The sequence below is a fragment of the Saccharopolyspora indica genome (assembly GCF_027853965.1).
GTDB lineage: Bacteria > Actinomycetota > Actinomycetes > Mycobacteriales > Pseudonocardiaceae > Saccharopolyspora > Saccharopolyspora indica.
The window spans coordinates 503,448-522,861 of the sequence record NZ_JAQGLB010000001.1 but is presented as its reverse complement, the minus strand read 5'-3'; the positions used below and the strand labels follow the sequence as shown (position 1 = coordinate 522,861).

At 70.8% G+C, this 19,414-nt stretch carries 20 protein-coding genes; 13 read left to right on the top strand and 7 right to left on the bottom strand.

Annotated elements, in window-relative coordinates; all coding sequences use genetic code 11:
• Nucleotides 1-21: 21 nt before the first annotated feature.
• The 5 genes from OU416_RS02275 to OU416_RS02255 are packed head-to-tail and all read left to right on the top strand — an operon-like array spanning nucleotide 22 to nucleotide 4,198.
• Complete coding sequence (locus OU416_RS02275; RefSeq protein WP_270925089.1) at nucleotides 22-339, top strand: PAAR domain-containing protein; 318 nt, start codon at nucleotides 22-24, stop codon at nucleotides 337-339.
• Complete coding sequence (locus tag OU416_RS02270; protein ID WP_270925088.1) at nucleotides 336-752, top strand: GPW/gp25 family protein; 417 nt, start codon at nucleotides 336-338, stop codon at nucleotides 750-752. Before OU416_RS02275 ends, OU416_RS02270 begins: the two co-directional genes overlap by 4 nt.
• Nucleotides 752-2,716, top strand: coding sequence for a putative baseplate assembly protein (locus OU416_RS02265; protein ID WP_270925087.1), 1,965 nt, complete (start codon nucleotides 752-754; stop codon nucleotides 2,714-2,716). Before OU416_RS02270 ends, OU416_RS02265 begins: the two co-directional genes overlap by 1 nt.
• On the top strand, nucleotides 2,713-3,273 hold the full coding sequence (locus OU416_RS02260; RefSeq protein WP_270925086.1) for a phage tail protein: 561 nt from the start codon (nucleotides 2,713-2,715) through the stop codon (nucleotides 3,271-3,273). The genes OU416_RS02265 and OU416_RS02260 overlap by 4 nt, the downstream gene beginning before the upstream one ends.
• Nucleotides 3,274-3,277: 4 nt before the next feature.
• Entirely contained in the window at nucleotides 3,278-4,198 is a 921-nt protein-coding gene (locus OU416_RS02255; protein WP_270925085.1) for an NADase-type glycan-binding domain-containing protein, read from the top strand.
• Nucleotides 4,199-4,205: 7 nt separating this feature from the next.
• Here the strand turns inward: OU416_RS02255 and OU416_RS02250 are convergent, their stop codons facing one another.
• On the bottom strand, nucleotides 4,206-4,649 hold the full coding sequence (locus OU416_RS02250; RefSeq protein WP_270925084.1) for a nitroreductase family protein: 444 nt from the start codon (nucleotides 4,647-4,649) through the stop codon (nucleotides 4,206-4,208).
• A 251-nt stretch (nucleotides 4,650-4,900) separates the two neighbouring features.
• Between OU416_RS02250 and OU416_RS02245 the strand changes: the two genes are divergently transcribed.
• From OU416_RS02245 to OU416_RS02210, 8 genes are all read left to right on the top strand, one after another.
• Nucleotides 4,901-5,491, top strand: a complete 591-nt coding sequence (locus OU416_RS02245; protein ID WP_270925083.1) for a TetR/AcrR family transcriptional regulator — start codon at nucleotides 4,901-4,903, stop codon at nucleotides 5,489-5,491.
• 191 nt (nucleotides 5,492-5,682) lie between these two features.
• Nucleotides 5,683-7,020: an HNH endonuclease signature motif containing protein gene (locus tag OU416_RS02240; protein ID WP_270925082.1), complete on the top strand. Its 1,338-nt coding sequence runs from the start codon at nucleotides 5,683-5,685 to the stop codon at nucleotides 7,018-7,020.
• Between the two features lie 182 nt (nucleotides 7,021-7,202).
• A complete protein-coding gene (eccB, locus tag OU416_RS02235; protein WP_270925081.1) occupies nucleotides 7,203-8,534 on the top strand; it encodes a type VII secretion protein EccB in 1,332 nt (443 codons plus the stop codon).
• Nucleotides 8,534-10,765, top strand: a complete 2,232-nt coding sequence (locus OU416_RS02230) for a sensor histidine kinase (RefSeq protein WP_270925080.1) — start codon at nucleotides 8,534-8,536, stop codon at nucleotides 10,763-10,765. Before eccB ends, OU416_RS02230 begins: the two co-directional genes overlap by 1 nt.
• A complete protein-coding gene (locus tag OU416_RS02225; protein WP_372907270.1) occupies nucleotides 10,762-11,403 on the top strand; it encodes a DNA-binding response regulator in 642 nt (213 codons plus the stop codon). The genes OU416_RS02230 and OU416_RS02225 overlap by 4 nt, the downstream gene beginning before the upstream one ends.
• Before the next feature lie 127 nt (nucleotides 11,404-11,530).
• Nucleotides 11,531-12,184, top strand: coding sequence for a response regulator (locus tag OU416_RS02220; RefSeq protein WP_270925079.1), 654 nt, complete (start codon nucleotides 11,531-11,533; stop codon nucleotides 12,182-12,184).
• Between the two features lie 19 nt (nucleotides 12,185-12,203).
• The gene (locus OU416_RS02215) at nucleotides 12,204-12,860 is read left to right on the top strand and encodes a sensor histidine kinase (protein ID WP_270925403.1); all 657 of its coding nucleotides are present in this window, start codon (nucleotides 12,204-12,206) and stop codon (nucleotides 12,858-12,860) included.
• A complete protein-coding gene (locus tag OU416_RS02210) occupies nucleotides 12,857-13,993 on the top strand; it encodes a S8 family serine peptidase (RefSeq protein WP_270925078.1) in 1,137 nt (378 codons plus the stop codon). Before OU416_RS02215 ends, OU416_RS02210 begins: the two co-directional genes overlap by 4 nt.
• A 594-nt stretch (nucleotides 13,994-14,587) precedes the next feature.
• Here the strand turns inward: OU416_RS02210 and OU416_RS02205 are convergent.
• The 6 genes from OU416_RS02205 to OU416_RS02180 all read right to left on the bottom strand — a co-directional run bounded on the left by OU416_RS02205 (nucleotide 14,588) and on the right by OU416_RS02180 (nucleotide 19,369).
• Nucleotides 14,588-15,805, bottom strand: coding sequence for an alpha/beta hydrolase (locus OU416_RS02205; RefSeq protein ID WP_270925077.1), 1,218 nt, complete (start codon nucleotides 15,803-15,805; stop codon nucleotides 14,588-14,590).
• Nucleotides 15,806-15,826: 21 nt separating this feature from the next.
• Nucleotides 15,827-16,558, bottom strand: a complete 732-nt coding sequence (locus OU416_RS02200) for a transglycosylase SLT domain-containing protein (protein ID WP_270925076.1) — start codon at nucleotides 16,556-16,558, stop codon at nucleotides 15,827-15,829.
• 13 nt (nucleotides 16,559-16,571) lie between these two features.
• Nucleotides 16,572-17,771 carry a WXG100 family type VII secretion target gene (locus OU416_RS02195; protein WP_270925075.1) on the bottom strand — a complete coding sequence of 400 codons (1,200 nt, stop codon included), beginning with the start codon at nucleotides 17,769-17,771 and terminating at the stop codon, nucleotides 16,572-16,574.
• Between the two features lie 5 nt (nucleotides 17,772-17,776).
• A complete protein-coding gene (locus tag OU416_RS02190; RefSeq protein WP_270925074.1) occupies nucleotides 17,777-18,127 on the bottom strand; it encodes a hypothetical protein in 351 nt (116 codons plus the stop codon).
• A 545-nt stretch (nucleotides 18,128-18,672) separates the two neighbouring features.
• On the bottom strand, nucleotides 18,673-18,993 hold the full coding sequence (locus OU416_RS02185) for a hypothetical protein (RefSeq protein ID WP_093147028.1): 321 nt from the start codon (nucleotides 18,991-18,993) through the stop codon (nucleotides 18,673-18,675).
• A 16-nt stretch (nucleotides 18,994-19,009) separates the two neighbouring features.
• Entirely contained in the window at nucleotides 19,010-19,369 is a 360-nt protein-coding gene (locus OU416_RS02180; protein WP_093147030.1) for a WXG100 family type VII secretion target, read from the bottom strand.
• Between the last annotated feature and the right edge of the window lie 45 nt (nucleotides 19,370-19,414).

Here is a 19,414-nt window from a genome sequence, read left to right as displayed (position 1 = left end):
ACCGAGAGAGGAGCTCCCGCGATGCCACCAGCCGCCCGGATCGGCGACCAGACCGCCCACGGCGGTGCCGTCGGCACCCCACCGCCCGCTGCCGCCGCGAAGGTGGCCACCGTGCTCATCGGCGGCAAACCCGCCGCGGTGACGGGAAGTCTGCACGTGTGCCCGATACCGCACCACGCCGTGCTGGGCCCGGGCAACGTGCTGCTGCCCGGGCCGCCGGGAGGTCGCGGTGCGGTGCTCATCGGCGGCCTGCCCGCGGCCCGCGTCGGCGACAAGACCACCTGCGGCGCGCAGGTCGTCCTCGGCGCGATGAACGTGCAGATCGGAGGCGGGTTGTGAGCGACCGGTTCATCGGCCGGGGCTGGGGCTTCCCGCTGCGCGTCGACGCGACCGGCGGCATCGGCATGGTGGAGCGGGAGCAGGAGATCGAGGAGGCGATCCGCCTCGTGCTGGGCACCGCGCCGGGTGAACGGCCGATGCGCCCCGAATTCGGCTGCGGGATCCACGACTACGTGTTCGCGCCGAGCGACGGCGCCACCGCCGGGCGCATCGCCCACGAGGTGCGCAGCGCACTGCACCGCTGGGAGCCCCGCATCGAGGTGTCCGACGTCGTGATCGCGTTCGACGGCGTCGAAGAAGGCGTGCTCTACATCGACGTGCACTACACGCTGCGCGCCACCAACGACCCCCGGAACCTCGTGTTCCCCTTCTACACGATTCCGCGCAGCGGTGAGGCGGGAGACGCGAGCTGATGTCACTGCCGATGCCGAACCTGGACGACCGCCGGTTCCAGGACCTCGTCGACGAGGCCAAGCGCCACGTGCAGCGGCGCGCCCCGGAGTGGACCGACCACAACGTCTCCGACCCCGGCGTGACCCTCATCGAGACCTTCGCGCACATGGTGGACCAGCTCGTCTACCGGCTGAACCGGGTGCCGGAGAAGAACTACCTCGCCTTCCTGGAACTGCTGGGAATCCGCCTGTTCCCACCCGCGGCGGCCCGCGCCGACGTGACGTTCTGGCTGTCGGCGGCACAACCCGAGGTGGTGCTCCTGCCGCGCGGGACCGAGGTCGCCACCGCGCGTTCGGAGACCGGCGACGCGGTCGTGTTCGCCACCACCGAGGACCTGCCCATCGTGCCGTGCGAGCTGACCGCGCTGGTGACGATCCCGGCCTCCGGCGAGCAGGCGAACCGGACCGACGACCTGGACATGAACAAGGACGTGCCGTGCTTCCAGCCGGAACCGGCGGTCGGCGACGCGATGCTGCTCGGGCTGAGCAACGCGGTCCCCCGCTGCGTGGTCGTGCTGCGGCTGGACAGCCAGGTCGAGGGCATCGGTGTCGACCCGCGGCAACCGCCGCTGGTGTGGGAGTCGTGGGACGGGGTCGGCTGGGCCGAGTGCCCGGTGTTCGAGGACACCACGGGTGGGCTCAACCGGCCCGGCGAAGTGGTGGTGCACGTGCCCGCCGGGCACGCTCCCTCGGTGGTGGCCGGGGCGCGCGCCGGCTGGCTGCGCTGCCGGGTCGTCGCCCCGGAGGAGGGTCAGCCCTTCTACTCCGAGTCGCCGACCATCCGGGTCGCCGAGGCGTTCACGATCGGCGGCATCACCGCGGTCGAGCACGCCGAGACCGTGACCGACGCGCCGTTGGGCGAATCCGCTGGCGTGGCGGGACAGCGGTTCCGGCTCGACCGGGCCCCGGTGCTCACCGACGGCGAACCGGTGGTGGTGCAGGTCGTCGACGGCGAGGGCTGGGAGGACTGGCAGGTCGTGGAGCACTTCGGCGATTCCGGCCCCACCGACCGGCACGTCACGCTCGACCCGGCCAACGGCGAGTTCGGCTTCCCGCCGGCCGTTCGCGCCGCGGACGGAACGCTGCGCCGGTACGGCGCGGTGCCCGCGCGGGGCGCCCAGATCAGGGTGCCCAGCTACCGCACCGGCGGCGGCCGGGCGGGCAACGTGGCGCGCGGCGCGATCTCGGTCCTGCGCAGCTCGGTCCCCTACATCACCGACGTCGAGAACCGCGAAGCCGCCGCGGGCGGGGTCGACGGGGAGACCGTCGAGGAGGCGAAAGTGCGCGCGCCGCACCAGCTCCGAGTGCAGGAGCGAGCCGTCACGGCCGAGGACTACGAGCTGATCGCGCGGCAGGCGGCCCCGGCCGCCGCCAGGATCCACTGCCTGCCCGCCGGGGAGCCCGGGGCGGCCCGGGTCCTGGTGGTGCCCGGTGCCGTGGCCGACACCGGCGACCGGATCCGGTTCGAGCAGTTGATCCCGGCGGAGCAGATGCTGGCCACGATCGCCGCCAGGCTCGACGAGCGCAGGCTGCTCGGCACCCGGTTGATCGTGGAACCGCCCTTCTACCAGGGAATCACGGTGGTGGCGCGGATGCGCGCGGGGCGATCGGACCCGACCCGGGTGCGCCGGGACACCCTGGACGCGCTCTACGGCTACCTCAACCCGCTGCGCGGCGGTATCGACGGCACCGGGTGGCCGTTCGGGCGGCCGGTGCAGCTCGGCGAGGTCTACGCCGTGCTGCAGCGGGTCGAAGGCGTCGAGCTGATCGACGAGGTCCGGCTGTTCCCCGCCGATCCGATCACCGGGCAGCGGGGCGCGCCGGTGGACCGCGTCGAACTGGCCCCGCACGCACTAGTCTTCTCCCACCAGCACCAGGTCCTGGTGCAGCCCGACGGGCCGGCCGAAGGCGGGGCGCCGCGATGAGCCGCCGGGCGATCCCCGACCTGCCCAGCCGCTACCCGCTGGGCGGTCTGCTCCCGGCGATGTACGCCGCCGACGACTTCGCCCAGCGGTTGACATCGGGCCTGGACGCCGTCCTCGCACCGATACTGTCCACTCTGGACAACGTGGCGCACTACTTCGACCCGCGGGTGGCGCCCGAGGACTTCACGTCCTGGCTGGCGACGTGGGTGGCGGCCGACCTCGACCCGAGGTGGCCGCCCGCCCTGCGCCGGGCGGTGCTCCTGCGCGCCGTCGAACTACACCGCTGGCGGGGCACCGCGCGCGGACTCGTGGACGTGCTCTGGTTGTGCGCGGGTGTGCACGCCCGGGTGCTCGACGGCCCCGGTGCCACCTGGTCCACCCGGCCGGGCAACGCCCTCCCCGGCGCTGCCACCGCGCGCGCCGTGGTCCAGGTGTGGCCGGGCCGTTCGCAGGTCGACCAGCAACAGGTCGTGACGTTGGTGAACTCGGTGTGCCCGGTGCACCTCGGCTGCTCCGTCGAGGTGCTGCCCGGCCCACCGCAGCAGGAGAGGGGGTAGTGCGATGCGTTCCTGCACGACGTGCGGTGCGAAGGTGGCCCGCGACGACGACTTCTGCGGCACGTGCGGCACCTACCTGGGGTGGGGCTCGAAAGCCGAGGAGGCGGAACCCGAGCGACCGGCCGAGGACGCTCCGACGCAACGCATCCCGGCCGAGCCGGACCAGCCCGCGGCCGTGCAACCGGCGGTCCCGGTCGCGCCACGGCCCGAGTCGACCGCACCGGTGGAAGAAGCCGCTCCCGACGGCCCGCCGTGCCCCGCGTGCAGCACCCCCAACCCACCCGGCAGGCGGTTCTGCCGACGCTGCGCACGGCCGCTGGCCTCTGCGCCCGAACCGGAGAAGGCGCCGCGCCGCACCCGCCGTTCCCGGAACGTCGACGGGCACAAGGTGCTGCGCCGGCTGATCGTCCTCTGCGCGCTGCTGGTCCTGGTGGTCGGCGGCATCCTGCTCTACCCGTTCGGCCAGTACGCAGTGCAGGACTTCCTCGACAAGACCTCCGGGACGGCCCGCATCGGCCCGGTGCGCACCGCCGCCAGCGCGGAGGTACCCGGTCATCCCGCCGCGAACGCGATCGACGTGGTCAACGGCGAGTACTGGGGCGCCCCGGAGCCCGACGCCTGGATCGAGTTCGACTTCGACCAGCCGTTCCGGCTGGTGAGCATGCTGGTGACGATCGGCCCGTCGAGCAAGGCCGAGCTGTTCGACACCCAGGCCAGGCCGACGTCCGCGCACATCACCGCGACCACCGTCGACGGCAAGGCCGAGACGCGAACCGTGCAGCTGACCGACCACGCGGACCCGCAACAGGTCAACATCGGGGTCAGCGACGTCAAGCGGGTTCGCGTCAGGTTCCAGGGCGCCACCGATCTGACCGAGGGCAAGCACGTGGCGGTGAGCCTGATCGAGTTCTTCAGGCGGAACTGAGCAGCGGTCAGGTGTGGAAGCGCGTCGTCTCACCGAGCTCCGCCCGCCCGGGTTCGATGTGGTTGACGGCCGCGGAATCCCGGGCGTAGCCGAAGGAAACGCCGAAGAGCACCTTGCCGTCGCTGATCCCCAGGCAGTCGCGCACCACGTCGCCGTAGAAGCCGAGCATGCCCTGCGGGCAGCTGGCGACCCCGTACGCCGTCATCGACAGCAGCAGCGTCTGCCCGTAGATGCCGATGTCGGCGGCCATCCGCTCGTCGGCGTTGGACGGCGCGAGCAGCAGGGCCACGTGCGGCGCTCCGTAGAAGCGGAGGCTCTCGGATTGAAAAGCGTCGCGCGCCTCGTGGTCCGCGCGGCCGATGCCCAGCGCGCCGTACATCGCGGCGCCGAAAGCAGCCCGGCGCGTCCTGTGCACCTCGCTGTACAGCTCGTCCCGGTACGGGAAGTCCACGGAGAGGCGCTGCTCGGCGTGGGCGGTGAGCAGCGCCTCGCTCAGCCGGTCGCGCGCAGCGTCTCGTCGGGCACCGGGTCCGGCCGGAACGAGCGCACCGCTCGCCGGCTCCGGATCAGTTCTTCGGCGCGTTCGGCCATGGTGGTCACTTCGGGGCTCCTCGCAGGTCCACTAAGTAGACGATATCGTTTACATTGCGGCACGCTAGCACAAGGGAGCCCACTAAGTACACGACCCTGTATACTTAGCTGGTGGCCGAGCAGCAGGCGCCCCAGCGTCGCAAAGGACGAGGCGGGCGCGAGCGCATCCTCGCCGCGGCGAACGCGCTCTTCCAAGCACGAGGCATCAACGCGACCAGCATGGAGCAGGTGGCCGCCGCCGCCCCGGTCTCGAAGCGCACCCTGTACGCGCACTTCCCCACCAAGGACGACCTCGTGGTCAGCCACCTCCGGGAACTCGTCGAATCCGACCGCACCCTGGAAGGCGTGTTCGACCGCGCAGACCTCACACCCGAAGAGCGCATCCTCGCCCTGTTCGCGGCACCAGACCACGAGCCGATCCGCGGCTGCCCCTTCATCGACGCGGCAGCCGAATTCCCGGACCCGGCCAGCCCGGTCCACGAATTCGCCGCCGAGCAGAAGCGCCGCCTGGCAAGCCGCCTCACCGAGCTGACCAGTGCGCTGGGCGCCACGAATCCCGCCGCGCTGGCCGAACAACTGGCCGTCCTGGTCGACGGCGCGGCGAGCCGTTCGATGGCGCTCAACGACGCGAACTGCCTCCAGCACGCGAAGGTCGCGGCGCAGGCGCTGCTCGCCGCCAGCACCGGCGGGATGCCTCGCTGACGTTCAGCTGCCCAGGCGCTTTTCTTTCCAGAAAACCGCACTCGACTCGGCGTGTCGTCGCCGTCACGCACTCGAATTATCGTGCATCACGCCGGAAAGTTCACCTATCACGTTGACAGCGTTGGAAATTCAGCGTTCTTGAACCTGATCGAGCGATGAATACGGGTTTTCCGCTGTGGATAGTCGTTGGCATGGACGGGCTGGCGTTGATCTCCGATCCGGGTGTGGACACTCACCCGGCGGTCGCCGCGCGCTCCGACGAAGAACTGATCGCCGCGATCCACGACTCCGAGGCCGCGATGCGGGCCGCGATGGCGACCCAGCTGCGGGCCATCGCCGAGGCCGAAGACCGCGGACTCCCCACCGCGCAGAGCGCCCGGAACACCGAGGCCTGGCTGAAGGGCATGCTCAACATCGCCAGCGGCGAGGCGAAAAACCGGGCCATGGTGGCACGCCTGGCCACCGAACGCACCACTCCCGACGGAACCCCGGTGCCCGCCGAGCTCCCGGCCACCGCCCGGGCGATCGCATCCGGCGCGATCACCGTGCCACACGCCCGCGCGATCGCCGACGGCATCCGCCGGCTGGCGCCGATCAGCACGGCCACCGAACTGGAGCAGGCCGAGACCATGCTCGCCGGCTACGCGGCCGAGCACTCCCCGCACCAGCTCTCCCTCCTGGCCGAGCGCACCCGCTACCACCTCGACCAGAACGGCGCCTACTGCGAAGAAGAAACCCAACGCGTCATCCGCGAGCTGAACTACGGCACCGCCGCCGACGGCATGACCATCATCAACGCCCGCCTCGACCGCGAAACCGGGGCGAAATTCCGGGCCGTCCTGCAACCGCTCGCCGCCCCGCGCCCCACCACCGACGGCGAGCTCGACCCGCGCTCGCCCGCGCAACGCAACGCCGACGCCCTCGACGCGCTGCTCGACATCGCCATCGCCTCCGACAAACTGCCCCGCCCCGGCGGGCAGCGTCCGCACATCGCGGTGACCATCGACTTCAACGACCTCGCACGCGCGCTCGGCGGCGACGGCCTGCCGGGCACCCTCACCGCGACCGGCCAGCCGATCACCGCCGAGAACGTGCGCCGGATGGCCTGCGACGCGGAGGTCCTGCCCGTCGTCCTCGGCAGCGACAACCTCCCGCTCAACGTCGGCCGCGCCGAACGCACCGCGCCGCCCCACATCCGGGCGGCACTGCTCCTGCGCGACGACACCTGCGCGTTCCCCTCGTGCGACCGACCGCCGGGCACACCGGAAGCGCACCACCTCACCAGCTGGATCGACGGTGGTGCGACCGAGCTGAACAACCTCGTCATGCTCTGCGGGCACCACCACCGGACGATCCACAACCAGCGCTGGACCATCCGGATGGAAGAGGGGCGACCGCTGTTCACCCCACCATCCACAGTGGATCCATCCGGCCGACCGAGACCGGGCGGCCGCCCCACGGGCAGCGAGCACAACGAGATCATCCGGCGGACCACGGGCGGCCCGGCGGACTCATCAGCATGCGCCTGAACCGTCGGCGCCCAACACGGTAGAAATACCGGCAGACCACCGCGGTCACCTTTCCGCAACGATACGGAGAACGGAACCGGTCCTATCGCTGCGAGATTGGCGAATGTTACCCAGCACGTACAAAAAAGTCGTACCACTGAGTACGATCGCATCGATCAGATGCTCTGTACGGGGGTCACGAGGTGTGGACACAGCGAGATCAGATCCAGGCCTACCGGTTCTTGCGCCGTCGGCTGGTCTCCGCGCTCGTTTCCGCTGACGCCAACCACCCGGTGGCGCCGGCCAAACGCGTCGTGCTCGGCACCGCGCTCGGACTGGCGGTCGCGCTCCTGGTGTCCGCGGTGTTCGGTGTCATCGGCCTGCTCGCCCCGACGCGCGCGGAGGCCTGGCGGCAGGGCGGCCAGGTGATCATCGAGAAGGAGACCGGGACCAGGTTCGTCCTGGGCGAGGACGGTTTGCTGCACCCGGTGCTCAACTACGCCTCCGCGCGGTTGCTCGCCGGAGGTGACGGCGCCAAGACCGTCACCGTGCCCGCGAAATCGCTGTCCGGTGCTCCCCGAGGCGCGGCCGTCGGCATCGCCGGTGCGCCCGATTCACTGCCACGCCCGGAGCGCCTGCTCAACGGGGCGTGGACCACGTGCACCCGGGTCGACCGAAACGGCGACGCTCCGATCACCACCATCCTGTTAGGACCGAAGGCCGGTGGCACCGAGAGCCGCGCGCTGCTGGCGCGGCTCCCCTCCGGAGAACGGTTCCTGGTGACCGGAGGTCAGCGGCACCGGCTGGACGGTGAGCGCGCCCTGGTGGCCCTCGGGTACGCCGGATCTCAAGACGTCCTGGTAACGCCCGCCTGGCTGAACACCGTCCCGGCCGGCCGGGATCTGAGCCCCATCGAGGTGCCCGGGGCAGGAGCTCCAGGCGTCCAGGTGGGCGCGGAGCCCCGCTTGGTCGGGCAGGTCCTGCTGTCCGAGGTCGGCGAGTACTACCTGGTCCAGCGCGACGGCCTGGCCGTGATCACCGAGACCGAGGCAGATCTGGTGCTCGGAGCAACGGGCACCGCCGCCGCCTACCCCGGCGAGCGCCCCCACCGGATCGAGGTCGCCACTGCCGACATCGGCCGCGTCCCGCGATCTCCACACCGCGAGGACGGGTACCCGGCACAGCGTCCGGAACCGGTGGCACCCGGCCGAACGGCCACGGTCTGCACCTCCGACGGGCACGTCACCGTCGGCTGGGAACTGCCGCAGCGCCGGATCCCGGTGGCCGCGCCGACCCCGGAGACGGCGAACGAGGTCTACGTCCCCGGTGGATCCGGTGCGATCGTCACCGACGCCGGGGCGGTCTACCTGATCACCGACACGGGTGCGAAGTACCCGATCCCGGGCGATGAGGCGGTTTCCGCGCTCGGATACGGCGAGCTGCCGCGGCACACCGCACCGGCCTCCGTGCTCGCGCTGCTCCCGACCGGCGCGGCCCTCGATCCGGGGCGGGCCCGGCAGGTGATCGCAGGCTGATGGGGTCGGCCGAACGCGGGCTCGTCCACCTGGGGCTGCACTACGCGGTGTGGGTGCGGGCGGTCGTGGTGGCCATGGCGAGCCTGCCCTCGCTCGTCATGGAGACGGAGCTGTCGCCCGGGCTGGCCGTCGTCATCGTCGTCGCGCTCAACTCCTGGAACGTCACCTACGCGATCTGCATGACTCGCGGCGGTGGGCGCTGGCCGGTGGTCGTGGACGTGCTGGTGGTGTGCGCGATCGGCCTCACCCAGGCCTGGACGACGCCGATCGGCTCCGGTCCGGAGGGCACCACCTGGGTGCGAGTGGCATCGGCGGTCATCCTCGTCGCCTATCCCTGGCACATCGGGGTGCGGGCGCTGGCCGCGGCGATCCCGGTGATCACCGCCGCGCACCTGGTCGGCACCGCACTGGCCATGCCCGACCACTGGCTGACCGCGGCGCCGATCCACCTGTGGATGCTCATGGAGGCCACCCTCTCGGGATGGCTGTACCTGCTGGTGCGGCGCAGCGCCCAGACCGCTGATCAGCACGTCGCCCGCGGTGAGCGGCTCCGCCGTCAGGCAGCGGTCGCCGAAGCACGCCGAACTGATGAGAGCGAGCACTTGGCGGCACTGCACGACACCGCCTCGGCCACGTTGTTGATGGTGGGCGCCGGCGTGGTGCACGAGAAGCAGCCCTGGCTCGCCGAGCAGTCCAGCCGCGACCTGGAGGTGATCCGCGGCCGGTCCGTGGTCTCCGGCGGAGATGTCGATCTGGTGGGCATGCTCCGCGACACCGTCACCAGGACCCCGTTGACGGTGCACGTGACCGCCCCCGGCGAGCTGGTGGTGCCGACGGTCGAGGCTGCCGCTCTGTGCCACGGCACGCGCGAGGCGCTGACCAACGTCGTGCGACATGCCGGAACCGACAGTGCCGAGGTGATCGTCTCCCGCGATGGCGACGACGTCGTCGTCGAGGTCGTCGACGCGGGGCTCGGGTTCGACCCGGAGCGCATCTCGCGGCACCGCTACGGCGTGACGCGCTCGCTGGTGGAGCGCATGCGCCGCACCGGTGGCAGTGCCGAGGTGACCAGCAGCCCCGGCTGCGGGACCCGGGTGCGGATGGCCTGTCCGCTGGGCGCACCGGAGGACCTCGGCGGGGACGCCGAGAACATCGCGGCCCGGTTCCTGCGCGGCCTGCAGTGGGCGGCCGTGGTGATGAACCTCGTCATCCTGTGCTTACTGGACCTGCCGAAGCTGCTGACCCATCCTGATGCCTACCGGCCGATGGCCGCCCAGTTCGCCTCCTGGGGCGGGTTCGTGGTGCTGACCCTGGTGGTGCTGGTCGCGCTGCGCCGGGGGCGGTCGATCGGCCGCTGGCGCTGGCCGCTGATCGCGGTCGTCTTCGGGTTGTCCGTGCTGGGGACGGCGTCGGTTCGCCCTGAGGACTTGCTCGGTTTCGCGCACTGGTCGGAGGGCGACGCCGGCTGGACGTTGGTGCTGTTCCTGCTCGACTGCAGGCTGCTCGTCTTCGCCGTGACGCTCATCGCCCAGTACGTGGTGACCTTCGTGCAGGTCGGGCTGGCCGGGGACGCCGCGATCACGTTCGCCGACTCGGTGAACGCGACCACCCTGATCATCTCCTACCAGCTCTCGGTGGGGGTGATCTCGGTGGTGCTGCGCGCGCTGGCGGTTTCCTCGGCGCGCGTGGCTCGTGAGGAGGAGCAGCTGCGGACTTCCGAGGAGGTCGCTCGGCAGCTGCACCGGGACCGCAAGGACCGGTACGCGGATCTGGAGACCACGACGGTCCCGCTGCTGTCCGGTCTGGCCTCGGGCACCCTCGACCCCGGCGACGATTCGGTGCGGCGGCGGTGTTCGGTGGAGGCGGCCAAGATGCGGCGCCTGTTCGCCGAGGACGCCTCGGTGCCCGATCCGCTGCTGCACGAGCTGCGGGCGTGCATCGAACTGGCCGAGCGGCAGGGGCTTTCGGTGCGGTTCGCCGCGACCGGCAAGCGCCCGGAGATCCCGAAGGACGTGCGCCGCAAGCTCACCGAACCCGCGGTCACCGCGCTGGCCACGGCCACCGGCACGGTGCGGTTGACGGTGGCGGGCACGGAGGACGCGGTCACGGTCAGCGTGATCGGCGAGGCGCTCGAACCCGCGCTCCCGCACTCCGACGTGGATGTGGCGACATCAGCGGTGGTCGACGGTGACCGGGTGTGGATCGAGGCGACGTGGGAGGTACGCAGGTGATCACGGTAGTGGTGGTCGACGATCATCCCGCGGTGGTGGCGGGGGTTCGCGCGTGGTGCGGGCTGGCCGATCCGCCGATCAAGGTGCTCGATTCGGGCCCGGCGGTGTCGGTGGCGTGGCTGGAGCCCGGCGCGACCGCGGACGTGGTGATCTTCGACCTGCAGCTCGACGTCACCGGCCCTGCCTACGGCGATCTCAAGCGCTTGGTGGACGCCGGGCGCCAGGTGGTGATCTACAGCATGCGGGCGGACCGGGAGACGGTGCTGACCTGCCTGGACATCGGCGCGTTCACCTATCTGACGAAGGCCGAGGGCGAGGACCACTTGGTGGCCGCGGTGCAGGCGGCGGCGAGCAACACCCCGTACCTGCCGCCGTCGCTGTCCGGTGCGTTCGGCACCGACGACCGCCCGCACCGTCCCCGGTTGTCGCCGCGGGAGGCCGAGGTGCTGCTGGAGTGGTTCCACTGCGAGTCCAAGGAGATGGTCGCGCGGCGGTTGAACCTGACGGTGCACCGCGTGAACTCCTGCCTGGAGCGGGTGCGGGTGAAGTACGCCAACGTCGGCCGGGAGGCCCCGACGAAGGCGGCGCTGGTGGCTCGCGCGATCCAGGACGGTCTGGTGCGCGCCGACGAGCTGTGACCTGTGATCGGTAGGCGCCTCCGGTGCCGCAGGATCGACCTGTCAATGGGGTACGAACAGCCACCACCGCAGGTGGCCGGACCTCGATAGCGTCGCATGCGGAAGTCCGACGGGGAGGAAGAAGCCGGTGGAGACCCGAGTCGGGGTGGTGGAGGACCACCCGTTGTACCGAGCAGCGGTGACCAGGGTGTTGGAGGAGGCCCCGGACGTCGTGGTGGACGCGGTCGCGGAGTCGGTCGCTCAGTTCGCCGCCCGCAGCCGGTGGCCGGGCAGCATCGTCGTCCTGGATCTCGGGATCCCTGGGGTGCGGGGTGCGGCCGCGGTGATGGAGATGGTGCGCCGGGGTCACCCGGTGCTGGTCGTGTCGGCGCAGACCGATCGTGCCGAGGTGCTCGGCGCGATGCTGGCCGGGGCCCGGGGCTTCCTGGGCAAGGACGCCGATGGTGAGGAGATCCTGCACGCGGTCCGGGAGGTCGCGGCCGGGCGCAGCTACGTCGCGTCGAAGCTGGCGGACGTCGTGCTCGAGACGGCTCCGCTCAAGCGCGCTCCGGGTGCCCGCATCGATCTCTCGCACCGCGAGGCCGAGGTGCTCGCCAGGCTCGCCGCGGGCGAACGCGACCAGGACATCGCGGTGGGTCTGCGGATCAGCATCCGCACCGTGCGGTCCTACTTGGACCGGATCCGGGACAAGACCGGTTTGCGCCGCCGCCCCGCGCTGACCGCTTATGCGATCGAGCACGGCTTCGCCACCTGCTCGGCCCCCGACCGCCTGTCGGCCTGACATCCGGGAGATTCGCGTGATGATCCTCGCCGCTTCGCTCTGCTTGATGGTGCTGCTGGTGTTGAGCGTCCGGCTCGCGCACCGCGCCGGTTACCGGCACGGTCGCCGCTGCGAGCGGGACGTGTTGAACCGGTACTTGCACGACCGGGTTCTGCCGACGTTGGAGGCGTTCGCGCTGGGCAGCCGGTCGGACGAGGGCGCCGCACCGGCCCGCCTCGCCGAGTTGCGCCAGGCCGCCAAGGAGCAGGCCGCGCTGATCCGCCGTGACATGGCCGCTGCTCCCGCCGCCGGCCGCGCCCGGCTGGGCCCCGAGTTGGTCGCGCTGATCGAGGACCTGTCGCGCAGCCGGCTGCGTGCCGAGCTGATCCGCGCGGAGGTGGACGACACGCTGTCGGCAGCTCGGCGGACCGCGGTGCGCGACGCCACTGGTGAGGCGCTGCGGAACACCTTGAAGCACAGCGGTACCGATCAGGCGGAGGTCCGGGTGGCGGAACGCGATGGCGGGATCGCGGTGACCGTTCGCGACCGCGGTGCGGGGTTCGACCCGGCTCGCAAGCCGGGTTTCGGCATCGCGGAGTCGATCAAGGCGCGGATGACGGAGGTCGGTGGCTCGGCGCGGGTGGAGTCGCGTCCGGACTGGGGCACGCAGGTCACGCTGTGGGTTCCCCAGTCGTGAGGGCCGCACTCGTGGCCGCCGTGCTGGTCAGCGGTTTCGCCGTCGCGCCTGCGGCTTCCGCGCAGTGCGCGTCCCCGGCCGGGGTGTATTCGGAGCCGGTGGGCTGGGCGCAGCGGCTCACCGATGCGTCGGAGATGTGGCCGCTGGCCGACGGTTCCGGGCAGCTGGTGGCGGTCGTGGGGACCGGGATGGATCCGGGGAACGCGCAGTTCGCGCCGGGGCAGGTGGTGCCGGGTTCGGATCTGGGCGACTGCGATGGCCGCGGCACGTTCGCCGCGGGGATCGTCGGTGCGCAGCAGGTTCCGGGCACGGCTTTCGCGGGGATGGCACCGGGGGCTCGGCTGCTCGGGATCAGGTACACCGAGACCACCACGGGTGGTGGCGCCCCGTCACCGAACGCGCTGGCAGGTGCGATCGGGCGCGCGGTGGACGCCAACGCCACGGTCGTCCTGGTGGCAGTGCCCGCATCCAGCACGAGCCCGGCGTTGGAGGCAGCGGTGCGGGATGCCTTGTCCCGCAACGCAGTGGTCGTCTCGCCCGCTGTGGGCGACGAACCGGAGGCGCGCTCGTACCCGGCCGATCTTCCGGGTGTGCTGGCGGTCGGCGCTCTCGACGAATCGGGTGCCGCGGTGCAGGGCGAAGCCGGCGATCACCTGTCGATCGCCGCGCCCGGGGCTGATCTGGTCGGCACTTCGGCCGGTGCGAGTGGTCTGGGGCATCGCTGGGGCGTCGACCTTCCGGCGTTCTCCGCGGCCTACGTCGCCGGCGCCGCGGCCCTGGTGCGCTCCTACCGACCCGAGCTGGACGCGAAGCAGGTCGCGGATCGCCTGGCCCGGACCGCGAGCCGGCCGCCGAACGGCTACGACACCCGTCTGGGGTGGGGTGTGCTGGACGTGCGCTCTGCGGTGACCACCGAGCTCGCCGATGATCCGTCGGCGCTGGAGCTTCCCCCACCTGCGCCTGAAGTACCGACGGTGCGCCCGGCCGCAGGTCCTCCGCCGCTGCCCGACCACTCCCCGCTGCCGGGCTGGCTCGCTCTGCTCGGCATCGCGGCGGCAGCGCTGGCGGTGGTGGTGCGGGAGACCATCCGGCGGGGCCGGGAGCGCGGCTGGCGTCCCGGATCCGACGCCTGACGCTGGTCTCAACGTTGGCTGGAGTGCACTGACCGGGAGTTGCCCAGGATCCGGGCGGTGAACCTGGCACCCTCTCACCGAAGGTGGGGCGGTGAACCTCTGCGATTTCGGCTGTAATCGGCTGGCCGCGGGACTGGAGGTTCCGTCGAGAACGAGGCCGATTTCAATTGAAATTGCTACACACCTCAAGATGGCCACCTACCGCTTTGAACCCAACCCGGCCCCGTGCCTTGCCGCACCGCACCTCGCCAGGTCTCCCGGGTATCACCACCGACCCCTTCGGCAGTGACACCCGGGAGACCTGGCAGGTAGTGGCCCGGTGGGGTGCGGGGCCGGGTTTGGGTTCGAAGCGGTAGGTGGTTGCGCCGCGTGGTGTAGCGATTTCAATTGAAATCGGATCTGTCACGTTCTCGACGAAGGCTGCGGTGCCGAGGATCCAAATTCAACCGAAATCGCGGAGGTTCACCACCCACCGATCGGTGGTGACCACCGGCCGCGGCGGACAGGTGCCGTCCGAGATCTTCCGCCCCCGGAGTGGAACGGCCGCTGAGCGACGGGGGATTATCGCTCAGCGGCCGGTTCTGGGGGGTGCGCTCAGTGCAGCACCTGGGAAGTGCGGATGGAGCCGTTGACCACGCTGTTGATGTCGTTCCAGGAGTCGGTGCCGGGAGCCAGGATGCTGCTGTGCGAGCCCACGTCCGGCAGGAACCAGCCGTCGTTGTCGCGGCTGGACGGCAGCGGGGTCACGCCGGGGAAGTCGTCCGGGTCCGGGCCGTGGGCGCGGCCCTGCGCCCACTGGATCGGGTCGCGTTCCATCGTCACCGAGTACCGGTTCTCCGGGTACATGTTGGTCAGTTCCGTGACGCCTGAGCCCATGCCGGCCGAGGCGACGTGGACCACGTTGTCCGCTCGCATTCCGGCGGCGTCGGCCAGGCCGACGGTCGCCCCGCCGTAGCTGTGCCCGATCACCGTGACCTTGGTGTTCTCGCCGAGTTGGGGGCGCAGGTCGCCGTTGACGAAATCGGCCAGCCTCGGAGCCATTTCCTGCGACGCCTCCGCGCCGCTGGCCTGGATCAGGCCCTGCGGGAAGTCACCGTCCATCCACAGCACCCCGGCGGTGCCGCCGGTGGTGTCGGCCTGGGCGAAGCTGCCGACGGTGTTGGTGTAGCGGACGAAGTCCTCCACCCCGGTGTTCATGCCGGGGACCAGCACCGCGACCGACCGGGTGTCGGAGTTCAGGTCGCCGACCAGCGCAACCAGTCGTCCTTCGCCGTTGAAGCTGAGGATCTGGGTGTTGCTGTTGAGGATTTCGTCGTAGGCGGCGATCTTCTCCCGGAGCTGCTGGATCTCCATCTCGCGGTTGACCGGGCCGACGCTGCCCTGCAGCTTGCGCATCTCCTCCTCGGCCGCGTCGCGCGCGAGCTCGATGCGGGCCCGGCTGGCGGAGTTGCGCTCGGCGATGGAGCCGCCCGCTCCCCCGTTCAGAACCGGTACGACGAGGTCCGGGTTGAGCTTCTTGATCTCGGCGGCCTTCTGCGCGTCCCAGCGGCGGACCGCGGCGTTCGACGACTTGATCCCGTCGATCACCCCGGTCAGCCGGCTGGAGGCCGCCCGCAGGTTCTCGTCGCCCGCCTGGATGTTGCCGAGGTGACCGGTCTGCGCGTGCTGCGATCCGGGCACGTTCGCGAACGCGTTCGTGCTCAGCGTGCGCGCGGTGAGGTGGCGGCGGGCTTCTCCGAGCACCGTCACTTGGTCGGGCAGCGACTGCGCCGCCGTGTCGAGGGCGGTGTGGTTCACCGCGAACCGCGTCATGTCCGTGTCTCCTCAGAAGGTTCAGACCTGGTCGATCAGGGACCGCTGGCTCTGCTGGGCGTGTGCGGCGCGGTCGTCGTGCTGCCGGATCATCCGCGCCGCCCAGTCCAGGTCGTCGCGGAACTTCTGGTCGTCGGCCAGTGCCCGGCGGGTGCTCTCGCAGGTGTTGGAGATGTTGGCCTGGTGCGCGCCTGCGGCTGCGGCGGAGGCCTGCACCCTGCCGAAGGCGTTCTGCGATGCGGCACCGTGGTTCAGCGCTTGGGAGGCGTTCAGCAGCGGTTTCCGGGTTCCTTCGACGAGTTTGGCCGCCGCGTCGAAGAACTTGGCGATCTCGCCCTGGAATCCCCTGGGGTTCGAGGCCTGCCGCGCGCGGACCGCTCCGCCGGAGGTCGCGTTGCGGGCCCGGTCCATGAACCGCCGGTACTGCCCTTCGGTGTAGGTCGACCACTGGCCCCACCCGTGCTCGCGGAAGATCGCGTAGGCGTTGCGGGCGTTGGTCGCCGGGTCGGCGTTGGCCGCTTCGTCGCGGTGCGCGCGGTCGAAGGCGTTGCCGTGGCCGGGGTTCACCGACCGGATCTGCCACAGGCCGACCGAGGGCCCGAAGGCTTCGGTCTGCAGGGACACGTCGCCGATCGCGCCCGGGTCGCCCTTGGATTCGGCGAGCGCGACGGCGACGGCGATCCGCAGGTCGTCGCCGCTGAACCCGGCGTTGGCGGCGTGCTCGGCGATCTGCTGATCGGTGAGCGCTGGCATGGTCGGTTCTCCTTCAGTCGGTCTGGTCGGCGCCGAGGACCGAGGGGGTCACCACCGAGGACTCGCCCCAGACCTCTTCGGTCTCCACCAACCACGGCGGGATGCGGCGCGCCCCGGACATGTCCTGCGCCCCCGGGGCGAACGGCATCATCGGCATCATCGGCATGTGCCCGACGCCTGCTCCTGCCGCGTTCGCCGCTCCCGCCGCTGCCCCCAGCACGCCCGCTGTTCCCATCGCGCTGGTGGCCGAGGCGGCCCCGCCCAGACCTGCCGCGGCGACCGGTGCGGCCGCACCGGCGCCCGGACCACCGAGCGACATCCCTCCTGAACCGGGCATGCTGATGGGTTTGACGGGCTTGGCGTTGTCCTCTTCCTCGGGGTTCTTCGGCTTGCCCCACTCGGGCACCTTCGGGGGCCGGAACGTCCCGAGCCGTCCCATCCCGGCGGCTGAGGCCGCGGCCAGTCCGGCGGTGAACATGTTGCCGAACAGCGGTGTCGAAGGCTGCTTCTCGACCGGGTCGGGCACCAGGGGGGCCTGTTCGCCGGGCTGGCCGGGTTCCTCGCCGCCGCCTCCGTGGCCGGGCTCGGCGTCCCCTGCCGAGCCGTCCTCCGGCGTCGGGACTCCCGGAACCGACGCGTGGGTGGCCAGCGGCATGCTCTGATCGGCTGCCCGGTAGCGCGCGCCGAGTTCGGTCATGACCTCGATCGCTTTGCCGTGCGCCGCGTCCGCGGCCGCGCTCGCCTGCTGGTGCTCCTGCACCGCCTGCACCGCGGTGGCCTGGCGCTGGCGCAGCTGGGACACCATCGCGGGCGAGGCGTCCGCGGGCACCTGCAGCGAGGCGGTCGCCCACTGCTTGGTCTCCGCGGGCAGTTCGGCGACCTCGACCGAGGGCGGCATCTCGGCGCGGGCCTTGGCCAGCGCATCAGCCGAGTCGTGCACCCGGTCTCGGATGGCGAACGCCGAGTCGGCGATCCGGCGCAGCCCGCCGGCCAGGTCCTTGATCATGACCCGGTACTGCTCGGAGGCGCCGCCCTGCCACTGCTCCTGGAACTTCGCCAGCTTGGCTTCCAGGTTGCCCGCCTGCTCGTGCAGCGCGGCGCCCACGCTGTCCCAGGAGTCGGCCGCCGGGCGCACCGAGGCGTCGTCGCCGGACTGCAGCATCGCGGCGAGCTGCTGGTGGCTGTAGGCCGAGAAGTTCGTCGGTTCCCGCATCTGCCTCACGCCCTCTTGAAGTCGACCGACTGCACGGCCGAGCCGAGGCCGGACAGCGACGAGGTGACCTGGTCGTCGTGCTGCTCGTAGGCGTTCATCACGGTGCCGGTGATCCGCTCGGCGAAGTCGATCGCTTCCCGCGCGCGCCCGACCAGGTTGCGCATCTCGGCCACGGCGAGGAAGTGGTTCTCCCACAGCGATCCGGCTTCGTTGAACGCGCCGAGCCGGAGTTCCCGCTCGGTGAGCGATTCGAGGTGCCCGTTCGGCCGGTCGATCCCGGTCAGCTGGGTGGTGAGCTCGGAGGCGAACTCCACCAACGACTGCAGATGAATCGCGAACGATCCATTGCTGGACATGACAACCCTTCCCGCGGTGTCGAAGGAGACCAACTGAGGGTGGTACCACCGAAAATCCGGAGGACCACGGCAAATCCGCTCGCAGACCACAGAGAACCAATCTGGCGATGCGGGGCGTTCGTGAGTGGTTCGGGGTGCTATAACGCCCCGAACCACTCACGGACGACGGTCTGCAGAACCAGTCCCACCACCAAAGCCCAGGCAGCGAGGCGCGGACGCGAACCGGACGAGGCCGGGACCGGCAGCCGCAAGGCAAGTCAAAGTGACGAGGCGAGTTGTCAGAGCAGCCATCGTCGAGCAAGCGGCGAAGCCGCTTTCGGCGCTGAACCGCAGCCGCGACGCCTCCGGCAACAACGGCATGAGCCGTCGCATGCGCCGCAGGCGCATAACCCACCCTCGCAACTCGCACCGCCGCGGGTTCTCAGAGGCTTTCTCGCGAGGACAGCCCGTTCGCCGTGTATTGGACATACATAAAAACGGGATCCCGCAGTCGAGAAAGCCTCTGAGGTTCCGCTACCCGCACCGCCACGCAAGACGAGTGCAGCTCAGTGAAACTTCGCCGCCAACGAATTGTCGAGGGCTGCTCCGTCCATCGCCGAGCGGCTCAGCAGCGATCCCAGGTTGTTGATGATCTGGGTCATCTCACCGAGGGCGCTGCGGAGGTTGGCTTCGGCGGTGCGGGCGTCGGCGCCGGACTGGCTGCCCGACTGGTACCAGGTTTCGCGCACCGGGCCCAGCGCGGTGTCCAGTTCGCCGAGCGCGGTGCTGATCGAACCGGAGTAGCGGACCAGCGTGCTGCCCGCGTTGTCCACCGCGCCGAAGTTCATCGCGACGGTGTCGCTGGAGGGTCCACCCACGTAGCTCATGCTCGCTCCCCTGTGCTCAGCCGTTGAGGCCGGCGATGATGCCGCCGCCGGAGTGCAGGGCGGCTGTGGTCTGGTTGATCTGGGTGCTCTGCTGCTCGGAGAAGCCGGCGTGCTGGTTCATGACCTCGTTGAACTTCGTCGCGATGACGGTGAGTTCGTTCTGCGCGCGCTGGATCTTGTCGTTGAGCAGCATCTTGTTCTGGTCGAAGGCCAGCCGCGCCGAGCCGTTGAAGTTCTGCGTCGCGCCGACCAGACCCTCCACCTCGGCGTTGAGCTTGGCCATCATCTCGCGGATCCGCGTCGCCGTGTCGTCGAAGTCGCTGGACGCCTTGCTCATGACGGCCCGGTCGACGACGACACCCTGGGGTGTGCTCATGTTTTCGCCTCCTTTCGCTTGTGACACTAGGGATGTTGGCGGTGC

Bases quoted from the DNA above. Each gene is read 5' to 3' on its own strand.
- OU416_RS02240 (WP_270925082.1), top strand. From the start codon at position 5,683: ATGGACGGGCTGGCGTTGATCTCCGATCCGGGTGTGGACACTCACCCG.
- OU416_RS02215 (WP_270925403.1), top strand. From the start codon at position 12,204: ATGATCCTCGCCGCTTCGCTCTGCTTGATGGTGCTGCTGGTGTTGAGC.
- OU416_RS02255 (WP_270925085.1), top strand. From the start codon at position 3,278: ATGCGTTCCTGCACGACGTGCGGTGCGAAGGTGGCCCGCGACGACGAC.
- OU416_RS02180 (WP_093147030.1), bottom strand. From the start codon at position 19,369: ATGAGCACACCCCAGGGTGTCGTCGTCGACCGGGCCGTCATGAGCAAG.
- OU416_RS02205 (WP_270925077.1), bottom strand. From the start codon at position 15,805: ATGACGCGGTTCGCGGTGAACCACACCGCCCTCGACACGGCGGCGCAG.
- OU416_RS02195 (WP_270925075.1), bottom strand. From the start codon at position 17,771: ATGCGGGAACCGACGAACTTCTCGGCCTACAGCCACCAGCAGCTCGCC.
- OU416_RS02265 (WP_270925087.1), top strand. From the start codon at position 752: ATGTCACTGCCGATGCCGAACCTGGACGACCGCCGGTTCCAGGACCTC.
- OU416_RS02185 (WP_093147028.1), bottom strand. From the start codon at position 18,993: ATGAGCTACGTGGGTGGACCCTCCAGCGACACCGTCGCGATGAACTTC.
- OU416_RS02200 (WP_270925076.1), bottom strand. From the start codon at position 16,558: ATGCCAGCGCTCACCGATCAGCAGATCGCCGAGCACGCCGCCAACGCC.
- OU416_RS02190 (WP_270925074.1), bottom strand. From the start codon at position 18,127: ATGTCCAGCAATGGATCGTTCGCGATTCATCTGCAGTCGTTGGTGGAG.
- OU416_RS02230 (WP_270925080.1), top strand. From the start codon at position 8,534: ATGGGGTCGGCCGAACGCGGGCTCGTCCACCTGGGGCTGCACTACGCG.
- OU416_RS02275 (WP_270925089.1), top strand. From the start codon at position 22: ATGCCACCAGCCGCCCGGATCGGCGACCAGACCGCCCACGGCGGTGCC.
- OU416_RS02260 (WP_270925086.1), top strand. From the start codon at position 2,713: ATGAGCCGCCGGGCGATCCCCGACCTGCCCAGCCGCTACCCGCTGGGC.